At 71.3% G+C, this 12,205-nt stretch carries 12 protein-coding genes; 4 read left to right on the plus strand and 8 right to left on the minus strand.

The window, feature by feature from the left end:
* Positions 1 to 10 precede the first annotated feature (10 nt).
* A complete protein-coding gene (gene abc-f / locus G6045_RS34130; protein WP_408056396.1) occupies positions 11 to 1,633 on the minus strand; it encodes a ribosomal protection-like ABC-F family protein in 1,623 nt (540 codons plus the stop codon).
* Positions 1,634 to 1,881: 248 nt separating this feature from the next.
* Entirely contained in the window at positions 1,882 to 4,101 is a 2,220-nt protein-coding gene (locus tag G6045_RS34135) for an NADP-dependent isocitrate dehydrogenase (protein ID WP_165336075.1), read from the minus strand.
* Between the two features lie 175 nt (positions 4,102 to 4,276).
* On the opposite strand from G6045_RS34135, the gene G6045_RS34140 reads away from it, so the two are divergent.
* Positions 4,277 to 4,687 carry a PPOX class F420-dependent oxidoreductase gene (locus G6045_RS34140; protein WP_165336076.1) on the plus strand — a complete coding sequence of 137 codons (411 nt, stop codon included), beginning with the start codon at positions 4,277 to 4,279 and terminating at the stop codon, positions 4,685 to 4,687.
* A 35-nt stretch (positions 4,688 to 4,722) separates the two neighbouring features.
* Here G6045_RS34140 and G6045_RS34145 read toward each other — a convergent pair whose 3' ends face one another.
* The 4 genes from G6045_RS34145 to G6045_RS34160 all read right to left on the minus strand — a co-directional run bounded on the left by G6045_RS34145 (position 4,723) and on the right by G6045_RS34160 (position 7,992).
* A complete protein-coding gene (locus G6045_RS34145) occupies positions 4,723 to 5,343 on the minus strand; it encodes a nucleoside deaminase (protein WP_165336077.1) in 621 nt (206 codons plus the stop codon).
* Between the two features lie 82 nt (positions 5,344 to 5,425).
* On the minus strand, positions 5,426 to 6,004 hold the full coding sequence (locus tag G6045_RS34150) for a histidine phosphatase family protein (protein WP_165336078.1): 579 nt from the start codon (positions 6,002 to 6,004) through the stop codon (positions 5,426 to 5,428).
* Positions 6,005 to 6,056: 52 nt separating this feature from the next.
* Positions 6,057 to 6,479 (minus strand): GNAT family N-acetyltransferase, encoded by a 423-nt coding sequence (locus G6045_RS34155; RefSeq protein WP_165336079.1) that lies wholly within the window; start codon positions 6,477 to 6,479, stop codon positions 6,057 to 6,059.
* A gap of 58 nt (positions 6,480 to 6,537) precedes the next feature.
* A complete protein-coding gene (locus G6045_RS34160) occupies positions 6,538 to 7,992 on the minus strand; it encodes an aminotransferase-like domain-containing protein (protein WP_165336080.1) in 1,455 nt (484 codons plus the stop codon).
* On the opposite strand from G6045_RS34160, the gene G6045_RS34165 reads away from it, so the two are divergent.
* Positions 7,991 to 8,965 (plus strand): DMT family transporter, encoded by a 975-nt coding sequence (locus G6045_RS34165; protein WP_165336081.1) that lies wholly within the window; start codon positions 7,991 to 7,993, stop codon positions 8,963 to 8,965. The genes G6045_RS34160 and G6045_RS34165 overlap by 2 nt on opposite strands.
* Positions 8,966 to 9,116: 151 nt before the next feature.
* Positions 9,117 to 9,308, plus strand: a complete 192-nt coding sequence (locus G6045_RS34170) for a DUF1918 domain-containing protein (RefSeq protein ID WP_165336082.1) — start codon at positions 9,117 to 9,119, stop codon at positions 9,306 to 9,308.
* A 7-nt stretch (positions 9,309 to 9,315) separates the two neighbouring features.
* Here G6045_RS34170 and G6045_RS34175 read toward each other — a convergent pair whose 3' ends face one another.
* A complete protein-coding gene (locus G6045_RS34175; protein WP_165336083.1) occupies positions 9,316 to 10,539 on the minus strand; it encodes a glycoside hydrolase family 10 protein in 1,224 nt (407 codons plus the stop codon).
* Between the two features lie 201 nt (positions 10,540 to 10,740).
* On the opposite strand from G6045_RS34175, the gene G6045_RS34180 reads away from it, so the two are divergent.
* Positions 10,741 to 11,619: a 3-hydroxybutyryl-CoA dehydrogenase gene (locus G6045_RS34180; RefSeq protein ID WP_165336084.1), complete on the plus strand. Its 879-nt coding sequence runs from the start codon at positions 10,741 to 10,743 to the stop codon at positions 11,617 to 11,619.
* A gap of 61 nt (positions 11,620 to 11,680) precedes the next feature.
* On the opposite strand, the gene G6045_RS34185 is transcribed toward G6045_RS34180, so the two are convergent.
* Complete coding sequence (locus G6045_RS34185; RefSeq protein ID WP_165336085.1) at positions 11,681 to 12,121, minus strand: GNAT family N-acetyltransferase; 441 nt, start codon at positions 12,119 to 12,121, stop codon at positions 11,681 to 11,683.
* Positions 12,122 to 12,205 lie beyond the last annotated feature (84 nt).

Consider the following 12,205-nt stretch of genomic DNA (forward strand, 5'->3'; position numbering starts at 1 on the left):
CTCCCCGGCGTCACACCCTGCGCCCACCCCGCAGCTCCAGCCGCTCTCCCACGAACCGCTCCCTGAAGTCCCGGTCGTGCGAGACCACGACAACTGCCCCCGCGTACGCGGCGAGCGCGGCCTCCAGGTCCTCGACCAGATCGAGCGCGATGTGGTTCGTCGGCTCGTCGAGTACGAGGAGGTCGCAGGGCCGCGTCACCAGGATCGCGATCTGCAGCCGCCGCTGCTGGCCCGCGGACAGGGCCGCCACCGGGACGTGCAGGTCCTCCTCGCGGAACAGGCCGAGGGAGAGCAGTTCGTCGGCGTACTCGTCGGGCAGTCCCGGCCGTCCGGCCGCGAACGCCGCGAGGAGTGGCAGCCGGGTGGTGCGTACGGGCAGCTCCTGCGCCAGGTATCCAATCCTGGCGGAGCGGCGGACCGTGCCCGCGGCCGGCTCCAGGTCGCCGGCCAGAACGCGAAGGAGCGTCGTCTTGCCGACCCCGTTCTCGCCGGTGACGAGCAGTCGCTGTCCTGGCGTGACGGTCAACGGGCCGTCCAGGAACAGCCGTTCGCCCACGCGTACGTCCTCGCACTCGACCAGGGCATGGGCGGCGGCCGGAGAACCGGCCACGGCGGGCAGCCCCGCGGTGAACCGCAGCGGCACCGGCGGCGCCGCCACCGGATTGCGCCGCAGCTGCGCGAGGCGCTCGCGGACCGCCCGCACCTGCCCGCCGAGCTTCGCCTCGTGGGAGCGGCGGTGCTTGCCGAAGCCCTGCCCCGGGTCCTTGCCGATGCCGGCGAGGCGCCGCCCCGCGGCCTCCAACAACTCCTCAGTCCGGGCGACTTCGTCCACCCACTCCGCATGGTCCTGCTCCGCGCGGCGCCGGGCGGAGGCCTTGGCCGTGCGGTAGCCGGCCCAGCCGTCCCCGTACCGGCGCACGGAGCGCGTATCGCGGTCGACCTCGAGGATCGTGGTGGCGATGCGCTCCAGGAAGCCGCGGTCGTGCGTGACCGCGACGACGGTGCCGCGGTGGGCGCGCAGCTGTTCCTCCAGCCAGCGCACGGCGGTCACGTCGAGGTGGTTGGTCGGCTCGTCGAGGAGCAGCAGTTCCGGGACGGCGGCCAGGACGCAGGCGAGCGCGAGCCGGGACTGCTCGCCGCCGGAGAGCGTGCCGAGCACGCGGTCGCGCGTGATCCCGGCGAGCCCGAGCCCGTGCAGGGCGGCGTCGACGCGGGCGTCGGCCTCGTAGCCGCCGCGCTCCTCGTACGCGATCAACAGCTCGCCGTACGCGGCCAGTTCGGCCTCGGAGGCGTCGCCGAGCGTCTCCTCCGCCGTGCGGAGCCCGCGCTCCATGGCGCGCAGTTCGGCGAGGGCGAGGTCGACGGCGTCCTGGACCGTGCAGTCCGGGTCGAGGTCGAGAGTCTGGGCGAGGTGGCCGACGCCGCCGGGGAAGCTGAGGGTGATCTCGCCGGAGTCGGGCGTCTCGGCCGCGGCGAGCAACCGCAGGAGAGTGGATTTGCCCGAGCCGTTCTCGCCGATGACGGCGGCCTTCTCGCCCGGGCGGACGGTGAAGGTGACCTGGTCGAGGACGGTCCGGGTGCCGTACGACTTGGTGACGTCCTTGACGGACAGCTGCGCCACGACAGCGGGCATGGCGGTAGGAGCGCGGTCGCGCATGGTTCTTTCCCTGGATACGAGGGGTCTACGGGCAGCAGAAACGGCGGCGTGGGCCGTGCCCGGACTCAGAGAAAGAAGTAGTGACGCATGGCGCCACCCTACAAGACGACCCGTCTCGTCTCAAGTCGACAGCGCGTCGACCGGGAAAGCCCCCGACAACGCAGACCGCCCCGGCCGGAGAAGAACTCCGGCCGGGGCGGTCCCGGTGAAACGAACCGTGTGCGTTACGCCAGCGTGCCCAGCGTCTCGTTCAGCGTCGCGGACGGACGCATCACGGCGGACGCCTTGGCGGCGTCCGGCTGGTAGTAGCCGCCGATGTCGGCCGGGCTGCCCTGGACGGCGAGCAGCTCGTCGACGATCTTCTGCTCGTTGGCCGAGAGCGACTCGGCGAGCGCCGCGAAGTCCTTCGCGAGGTCCGCGTCGGCCGTCTGCTGCGCCAGCTCCTGGGCCCAGTACAGGGCCAGGTAGAAGTGCGAGCCGCGGTTGTCGATGCCGCCGACGCGACGGGTCGGCGACTTGTCCTGCTCCAGGAACGTGGCCGTCGCGCGGTCCAGGGTGTCCGCGAGGACCTGGGCGCGGGCGTTGTCCGTGGTGGTCGCGAGGTGCTCGAAGGAGACCGCGAGCGCGAGGAACTCACCGAGCGAGTCCCAGCGCAGGTAGTTCTCCTTGACCAGCTGCTGGACGTGCTTCGGGGCGGAGCCGCCGGCGCCCGTCTCGAAGAGGCCGCCGCCGTTCATCAGCGGGACGACGGAGAGCATCTTGGCGCTGGTGCCGAGCTCGAGGATCGGGAACAGGTCCGTGAGGTAGTCACGGAGCACGTTGCCGGTGACCGAGATGGTGTTCTCGCCGCGGCGGATGCGCTCCAGGGAGAACGCCGTCGCCTCGACCGGGGACAGGATCTCGATCTGCAGACCCGAAGTGTCGTGGTCCGCAAGGTACTTCTTGACCTTCTCGATGAGCACCGCGTCGTGCGCGCGCTCCGCGTCCAGCCAGAACACGGCCGGGTCGCCGGTGGCGCGGGCGCGCGTGACGGCGAGCTTGACCCAGTCCTGGATCGGGGCGTCCTTGGTCTGGCAGGCGCGGAAGATGTCGCCCTCGGCGACCTCCTGCTCCAGGACCACGTTGCCCGCGGTGTCGACGAGGCGGACGGTGCCGGCCGCGGCGACCTCGAAGGTCTTGTCGTGGGAGCCGTACTCCTCGGCCTTCTGCGCCATCAGGCCGACGTTCGGTACGGAGCCCATGGTCGACGGGTCGTACGCGCCGTTGGCACGGCAGTCGTCGATGACGACCTGGTAGATGCCGGCGTAGGAGCTGTCCGGAAGCACCGCGAGGGTGTCGGCCTCCTGGCCGTCCGGGCCCCACATGTGGCCGGAGGTGCGGATCATGGCCGGCATCGAGGCGTCGACGATGACGTCGGACGGCACGTGCAGGTTGGTGATGCCCTTGTCGGAGTCGACCATCGCCAGCTCGGGGCCCTCGGCGAGCTCGGCCTCGAAGGAAGCCTTGATCTCGGCGGCCTCGGGCAGCGACTCGATGCCCTTGAGGATGCCGCCCAGACCGTCGTTCGGGGACAGGCCGGCGGCGGCGAGCGTCTCGCCGTGAGCGGCGAAGGTCTTCGGGAAGAAGGCGCGCACCGCGTGGCCGAAGACGATCGGGTCGGAGACCTTCATCATCGTGGCCTTGAGGTGCAGCGAGAACAGCACGCCCTCGGCCTTGGCGCGCGCGATCTGCTCACCGAGGAAGGTGCGCAGCGCGGCCACGTGCATCACGGAGGCGTCGACGACCTCGCCCGCGAGGACGGGGACGGACTCGCGCAGAACGGTCGTGGTGCCGTCGGCGGCCACGTGCTCGATGCGCAGGGCGCCGGCCTCGGCGATGACGGCCGACTTCTCGCTGGAGCGGAAGTCGTCGGCGGTCATGTGCGCCACGTTGGTCTTGGACTCGGGGGTCCAGGCGCCCATGCGGTGCGGGTGGTTCTTGGCGTAGTTCTTGACCGAGGCAGGGGCGCGGCGGTCCGAGTTGCCCTCACGCAGGACCGGGTTGACGGCCGAGCCCTTGACCTTGTCGTAGCGCGCGCGGATCTCGCGCTCCTCGTCGTTCTTCGGGGAGTCCGGGTACGCGGGAAGCGCGTAGCCCTGGCCCTGCAGCTCGGCGACGGCGGCCTTGAGCTGCGGGATCGAGGCCGAGATGTTCGGCAGCTTGATGATGTTGGCCTCGGGCGTCTTGGCCAGCTCGCCCAGCTCCGCGAGGGCGTCCGGGATCCGCTGGCCCTCCTCGAGGTACTCGGGGAACTGCGAGATGATCCGCCCGGCCAGCGAGATGTCACGGGTCTCGACACTGACGCCGGCCGTCGAGGCGTACGCCTGGATCACCGGCAGGAACGAATGGGTCGCCAGGGCCGGGGCCTCGTCAGTGTGCGTATAGATGATGGTCGAGTCAGTCACCGGGTGCTCCGCTCCACGTCTGCATAGCGTCGTCTGCTTGCGTCGTCGGTCGAGATTACTCGACATCAAGATATCTCCTTCGACCCCGGGTTCCGAAAGGGCCTCCTCGGCCCGAAGCGAACATTCGTCCGCGCACCCCTGTCGCGGCGTCCGGCACGGACCTAGGCTGACGATCATGGTTCTCACCCTCAGCGCGGCCGCCCGCCGGCTTCTCGAAGCTCCGAATCCCGCGATCCTGGCCACGCTCAACCCCGACGGCAGCCCGCAGACCTCGCCCGTCTGGGTGGGCCTCGACGGTGACGACCTCGTGATCGCCTCGCAGGCGGGGCGGCGCAAGGACAAGAACCTGCGGCGCGATCCGCGCGTGAGCCTCACCGTGTACGACGCCGCCGATCCGCAGCAGTACGTCGAGGTGCGCGGTACGGCCACGGTCTCCGAGGACGTCGGCCGCCGGCTCACCATCGAGCTCGACGAGCAGTACGAGGGGCCCGGTGCGGGCGACTGGGCGCTGAAGCTGGGGCCCGAGGTCGTACGGATCGTCATCCGGATCACGCCCGAGCGGGTGGTGGGCACGGCCGCGAACTGAGCGGCCCCGGCATAAAGGGCCCCGGGTGGCCGCCGTCACCCTGCCGCGCCGGCCGCTTCCCGGATACGGCTCCAGAGCGCGGCGAACAGCTCGCCCGCCTCACCGGCCCGCACGAATTCCGGGTCCGCGACGAGCCTTACGACCTTCGGTGCACGGCGCTCGTTCTCCCGCAGCACCTCGGCGTCCGGGCCGCGCAGCTCGTAGGCGCTCCGCAGGAAAAGGAGTGCGGAACTCACCGCCCAGACCGGCGAGTTGAGCGGCTGCCCCGGCGAAACGGGCAGTTCGCCGGCGACGGCCCAGGGATCACGCGCCACGTACCGCACCGTGCCGACGCCGGTGAACTCCGCGGCGGCCGTGCACATCGCGCACGGCTCGAGGCTGGACCAGAGCGTGTGCGTGGCGAGGTCCCATTCCGTACGCGCCCGGGCCAGGGCATTCGTCTCGGCGTGGGCGAGCGGAGTCCCCTGCAGGGGATCGGTGCCGCCAGGCCGGTCGTACGCGCGATTGCGGCCCTCGGCGACGATCGCGCCGGATGCGTCGGTGAGCACCGCACCGCAGGCGAGGCCCCCGCTGCGCAAGGAGGTGTGGGCGAGCTCGAGGCAGCGGCGCGCCGCCGGATCGAGGGCCTGCCATGCGGTCGTGAAGTCATCGGCCATGGCGCGATCCTAGGGAGCGCCACAGCGTGGCATCAGGCCGCCCGCCCCGGTGCGGCATCAGGCCGCGCGCCCCGGTGCGGCATCAGGCCGCGCGCCCCGCCAGGCGCAGGCTCCAGCGACCCGCCTGGCCGGTGACGGTGACTGTCGAGAGCGGGGGCACGTCGATGTTCCAGTACGTCGCCGGGGGTGCCTTGAGGGCGTAGACCAGGGCCGCGCGGACCACCCCGGGCTCGGCCACGGCGACGATGCTCGAGCCGTCGCCGACCGGGCGGGTGTCCAGCCAGCGGCCCACCCGGGAGATGAACGCGAGCAGCGATTCGCCGCCGTGCGGAGCCGAGCGGGGGTTGCCCAGCCAGGCGTCCACCGCGGCCGGTTCACGTGCCGTGACCTCGGAGAGTGTGCGGCCACGCCAGCGGCCCATGTCGCAGTCGCTGAGCATGGGCTGCGCCATGGGTGCAAAGCCGAGCGCGTCGCCGGTCGCCCGGCTGCGCGGCGTGGGAGAGCAGTAGCGCAGCTCGGCCCGCCCGTACGGCACCAGGGTGTGCGCCGCGAGCTGCAGCTCATGCCAGCCGGCCTGGTCGAGCGGCCGGTCGTCGTCGAAGCGCTCGGTGAGCAGCGGTGAGCTGCGTGCGGCGGCGATCAGCGTGACCCGAACATGCATGCGGCGATGTTGGAACGCGCCGCTCCGCAGGTCAAGAGCCACCCGGCCGCGATCAGGGCCGTTGCAGCTGCAGCGCCATCCAGTGTTCGGGGTGCTCGAGCGGCGCGAAGCCCTGTTTCGCGTACACCCCGTGCGCGTCGTGGGTCGCGAGCAGGATGCGACGAAGCCCACACGGTTCGAGCTCCTCGCGTACGGCGGCGACCAGGGCGACACCGACACCCTTGCCGCGTACGGCGCGATCCACGTATACATCGCAGAGCCACGCGAAAGTGGCGCGATCCGTGACGACCCGTGCGTACGCCACCAGCTCGCCGGAAACCGGGTCGTACACCCCGAAGTTGAGCGACCCGGCGATGGCCTGATCCTGTTTCTCGCGGCTGCGTCCGAGCGCCCAGTACGCATCGGTGGAGAGCCACTGGTGGATCTTGGCGGGGTCGAGGCGCGAGGGGTCGGTGGAGATCACGTAGTCGGTCATGGGCACGAGGTTCGCATCGGGGGACGCGCGGACGCGAGTCGATTTGCCCGGCGGCCGGTCACCCTCCGGTCACCTCGTCCCATGCGGTACGCAGCCTCCGTACCCCCTCCGTGATCTCCGCCGGTCCCGCAAGCCCCGCGAAGCTCAACCGGACATGTCCGGCCGGGGGTTCGGCGCTGAAATAGGGCCGGCCCGGGGTGATCGCGACGCCCGCGCGCAGCGCCGCGGAGGCGAGCGCGGACTCGACGGAGCTGCCGCCCCGGCCGTACGCGCCGTCGGGCAGACGCAGCCAGAGGTGGTAGCCGCCGGACGGGATGTGCGGCAGGGCCAGTTCGGGCAGGTCGCGCAGGAGTGCCGTGGCCATCTGGTCCCTGCGGGTCCGCAACTCCGTGGCGACGGTGCGCAGATGGCGGGTCCAGGCGGGTGCGCCGACCAGTTCGAGGGTGGCTTCCTGGAGCGGGCGCGGGACGAAGAAGTGGTCGACGATCTGGATGGCGCGCAGCCGTTCGAGGACCGGGCCGCGGGCCACGAGCGCGGCCACGCGCAAGGACGGCGAGGTCGCTTTGGTGAGGGAGCAGACGTGGACCACCACCCCGTCGGGGTCGGAGGCGATCATCGGCGGCGCGAGCGGACCACTGTCGTCGTGGGCGAGCAGCCGGACGAAGTCGTCCTCGACGACGAACGCTCCGAACTCCCTTGCCGTACCCACCACTTCGGGCCTCCGGGCCGCCGAGAGCACCGCGCCCGTCGGGTTCTGGAACAGCGGCTGGCAGACGAACAGCTTCGCCCCCGTCGCCCGGAACGCGTCCGCGAGCAGCTCGGGCCGCACCCCGTCGGTGTCCACCGGCACCGGCACGGGCCGCAGCCCGGCGGCGCGGGCGATGGCGATCAGACCGGGGTACGTGGGCGACTCGACCAGGACCGGGGTGCCGGGCGTGGCGAGCGCGCGCAGCGCGGTGGTGAGGGCGGTCTGGCCGCCGGAGGTGATCAGCACGTCGGAGGCGGTGACGGCACCGCCGCAGCCGCGTGCGAACCAGTCCCGCAGCTCGGGCAGCCCGTCCATGGGCGGCCGCCCCCAGGCGCCAGGACGGCGTCCGGCACGGCCGAGGGCGGCGGCGAGCGCCTGTTCCGGCTGGAGCGAGGGGTGCAGATAGCCGCTGTTGAACTCGATGACCCCGGTGGGCGGTTGGGCCAGACAGGCCAGCACTCCGGAGGCGTCCACGGCCCGCGGCTCGGCGGCCGCCTGCGCGCTGAGGGTGACCTCCTGCCAGGAGGTGTCACCCACCGGTTCGACAGCGGTACGCGTCTGCGCGCGGAACGCACCCGCGCCCGGCCGCGTCACCACCAGACCTTCGGCGGCCAGCTGCGCCAACGCCCGGGAGACGGTCACCGGGCTCACACGGTAGCGCTCGATCAGCGTCCGACTGGACGGGAGCTTTCCACCAGGTGAGTAGCGATGAAGCTCGCCACGCAGGCTGTTCGCCAATTCCCCCACACTGCTACGCTCTTGCATGACAGCACAGGATAGCGCTACTCGCCCGACCACGATAGCGGTCGGCACCCCTGGGACCCCCGGCACCCCTGGGACCCCCGGCACCCCCGTCACCGTCCCGAGCACGGGCCACGACTCCACCCGTACCGGCATCCTCCTGGCCGCCGCCGGCGTGACCGCTTTCTCGCTGACGTTCCCCGCCACCGCATGGGGACTTGACGGCTTCGGCCCCTGGTCGCTGGTCTCCGTGCGGATGGCGCTCGCCGGACTGATCGCCGGCGGCTGTCTGCTCGCCCTGCGCATCAAGCCGCCGGCCCGCGAGCACTGGGTTTCCCTGGCTGTCGTCGCGGCCGGTGTCGTGATCGGTTTCCCGCTGCTCACCACGCTCGCCCTGCAGACCTCCACGACCTCGCACGCCGCGGTCGTCGTCGGCCTGCTGCCGCTCACCACCGCCGCGCTGTCCGCCCTGCGCACGGGAGTTCGCCCCTCGCGCACCTTCTGGACGGCGGCCTGTCTCGGGGCCGCCGCGGTGATCGCCTTCACCGTCCAGCAGAGCGGCGGCGCCCTGACCAGCGCCGATCTCTACCTGTTCGGGGCCCTGTTGATCTGCGCCGCCGGGTACACCGAAGGCGGCAGGCTGGCCAGGGTGATGCCGGGCTGGCACGTCATCGGCTGGGCCCTGGTGGCCTGTCTGCCCCTCGCGCTCCCCGCGTCCGCGGTGGCTCTGTCGTACGAGCCCTGGGAGTTGACGGCGAAGGCCGTGACCGGCCTGCTGTGGGTGGCGGTGGGTTCGCAGTTCGTGGGCCTGGTCGTCTGGTACCGGGGCATGGCGGCGATCGGTATCCCCAAGGCCAGCCAGCTCCAGCTCGCGCAGCCGCTGCTCACCCTGGTGTGGTCGGTGTCCCTGCTCGGCGAGAGCATGACGGCCGCCGCGCCGCTGACCGCCGTGGCCGTGCTGATCTGTATCGCGGTGACCCAGCGGGCCCGCGGCTGAAGCGGGGCGGGCCGGCCGAGTCGCACAGGGTACGCCGGCCGGTCCGCACAGGGACTCCGGCCGAGCCGCGCGGGGTCCCAACTGCCGCCACCCGCCGTACACTTGCCGCCACGGATCGCAACTCCCCGGCAGGCCAAGGAGGGCACTCCCGATGCACGCACGTGTGGGCGACATGCTGCTGGTGCACGGCAGGGTCGTCGGTCAGCAGGACCGGGTCGCGGAGGTCATCGAGGTGCTCGGCCCCAACGGCACTCCCCCGTTCAGGGTCCGCTTCGAGGACGGTCACGAGACGTTGATGTCGCCGGGCCCCGACACCGTCGTACGGCACAGGACCCGCGACTGAACACCCCTCAGCGCAGCGTGTAGTGGTCGGCCACGACCCGCGCCATCGCCCCGATCGGATCGGCCGCCACCTCACGCGCCGCGAAGTACACATGCCCGCGCACCTGCCGGTACTTGCTCGCGTACGACAGATGCCGGGACAGCTCGGCGGGATCCTGCCAAGGTGCGGGCTGCGCGGGATCGCCCGCCTTGTAGAGGGCCTCGCCGAGATACAGATCGACGTCCGTGCCCGCGACCGTCTCGGCCCACCACGGCACGAGCTTGGCGTAGTCGGCGGGTGCGAAGCCCATGTTCCAGTACAGCTGGGGCACGACGTAATCGATCCAGTCGCGCTTGATCCACTTGCGGACGTCGGCGTGCAGGTCGTCGTAGGTCTGCACACCCGCGGTGGTCTCCGAACCCAGCGGATCCGTCGCCTTGTTGCGCCACACCCCGAACGGGCTGATCCCGAACTGCACGCCCTTGCGCACCTTCGGGATAGCGGCGGCCATCCCGCGTACCAGCTGATCGGTGTTGTCCCGGCGCCAGGCCGCGCGGTCCGCGAAGCCCGCGCCGTAGCGCTCATAGGCCGCGTCGTCGTCGAAGACCTGGCCCGCGACCGGATACGGATAGAAGTAGTCGTCCCAGTGCACGGCGTCGATGGGGTATTTGCGTACGGCATCGAGCATCGCCCGCATCACGAACTCGCGGACCTCGGGCAGCCCCGGGTTGTAGTAGAGCTTCCCGCCGTAGGTGACGAGCCAGTCCGGGTTGCTGCGCGCGGGGTGGTCGGGCGAGAGCAGGGACGGGTCGGCGTGGCCCGCGACGCGATACGGGTTGAACCAGGCGTGCAGTTCGAGGCCGCGCTTGTGCGCCTCGTCGACGGCGGTGCCCAGCGGGTCCCAGCCGGGGTCCTGGCCCTGGACTCCGGTGAGGTACGCCGACCACGGTTCGTAGTCGGAGGGCCACAACGCGTCCGCCGTGGGCCGCACCTGGAGGATCACGGTGTTCAGCCGTCGGCGTACCGCGGTGTCGAGATGCGCGAGCAGCTCGGCGCGCTGGGTCGCGGCGGGCAGCGCGGGCTTCGAGGGCCAGTCGCGGTTGGCGACGCTCGCGATCCACATCCCGCGGAAGGCCGTATTGCGGGGCCGGCGGCGCTCCTCGACCGCGACATCGACCGCTGCGGCATCCCCGGTGAGTCCCGCCCCGAAGAGTGCAGCGGCACCCGCCACCGTGAAACTCCTGCGCGTCATACGCAACGTATGCCACCTCTTGTATCGAATTGTTCGCTATGCCCGGACAGCACCGGACAGCACCTGTTGTCCCGTGGGACGTGCCACAGCATGCCGCCCCGACCGACTGTGCACCAGTGAACGCGGAGTAACGTCGGTACATCGGGGCAGGTGCCGAACATCCATCGGGACCCTGCCGACCCGGAGCACGAAAGGGACGATGTGACAGACGTTGCATTGGGCACGGGCGACATCGCGCGCGTCGGAGTCGTCGGCTGCGGCCAGATGGGAGCGGGCATCGCAGAGGTCTGCGCCCGCGCCGGCCTGGAGGTCATGGTCGCCGAGACCACCGGCGAGGCCCTGGAGATCGGCCGCACCCGGCTGCACAACTCCCTCGCGAAGGCCGCCGAGCGCGGCAAGATCAGCGAGGAGGAGCGGGACGCCACGCTGTCGCGTCTGACCTTCACCACGGATCTCGGCGAGTTCGCCGACCGTGACCTCGTGATCGAGGCCGTGGTGGAGAACGAGCAGGTGAAGACGGAGATCTTCCAGGTGCTCGACCAGGTGGTGACGCGCCCCGACGCGATCCTCGCCTCGAACACCTCCTCCATCCCGCTGGTGAAGCTCGCCGTCGCGACCTCGCGCCCCGACCAGGTCATCGGCATCCACTTCTTCAACCCGGCGCCGGTGCAGCAGCTCGTCGAGCTGATCCCCGCGCTCACCACCTCCGAGGGCACGCTCGCGCGCGCCCAGGTCGCGGTGGAGAAGGTGCTCGGCAAGCACGCCATCCGCGCCCAGGACCGCTCGGGCTTCGTGGTCAACGCGCTGCTCATCCCGTATCTCCTCTCCGCGATCCGGATGTTCGAGTCGGGGATCGCGAGCCGCGAGGACATCGACAACGGCATGGAGATGGGCTGCGCCCACCCGATGGGACCGCTGAAGCTGGCGGACCTGATCGGCCTGGACACGGTCCACTCGGTCGCGGACTCCATGTACCAGGAGTACAAGGAGCCCTTGTACGCCGCTCCCCCGCTGCTCCAGCGGATGGTCGACGCGGGCCGCCTCGGCCGGAAGTCGGGCTCGGGGTTCTACACGTACTGATCCCGCACCACGTACGGGGGCCGCTGTCCGTTTCGGGCGGCGGCCCCCGTGCGTTGCGCGGTCAGGCGAGCCGCAGATCGACCCACTCGACGGGCGACCCGGGCAGCGTGTAGCGCTCGAGCACCACGAATCCGTGCCGCTCGGCGAAGCGGAGTCCGTCCTCGTTGGAGGACAGGACCACGGTCTCCACCGTCTCGGCGCCCAGCTCCCTGGCCCGCTCGAGCCCTCGCCGGTACAGCTCGGTTCCATACCCCTGCCGCCGGTGCACCGGCAGGATCCGGGCGATCACGGTCGCCGTGCGTGAGCCTTCGACCGGCGGGCGAACAGTGCTGCAGCCGACCAACTCCTCGCCCGCATAGGCCACTTCCAGATGGTGGCGGACCGCCCGGTCCCGCGCGTCGGCCAGGGACAGCGGATGGGCGGGGATGACGGTGTTGTGCACCCGGCGCCAGTCGGCGAGTGCGGCATCGTGAACGGGCTTCTCGATACGCAGGTCTGACATGTCTGCACCCAAGCCGCCCCACCGATCTTGCGTCAACCCAGATTTCTCCCGCCCACCGCAGGCACCCCCGACATCCCCACACCC

The sequence above is a fragment of the Streptomyces mesophilus genome (assembly GCF_011044995.1).
Taxonomy (GTDB): Bacteria; Actinomycetota; Actinomycetes; order Streptomycetales; family Streptomycetaceae; genus Streptomyces; species Streptomyces mesophilus.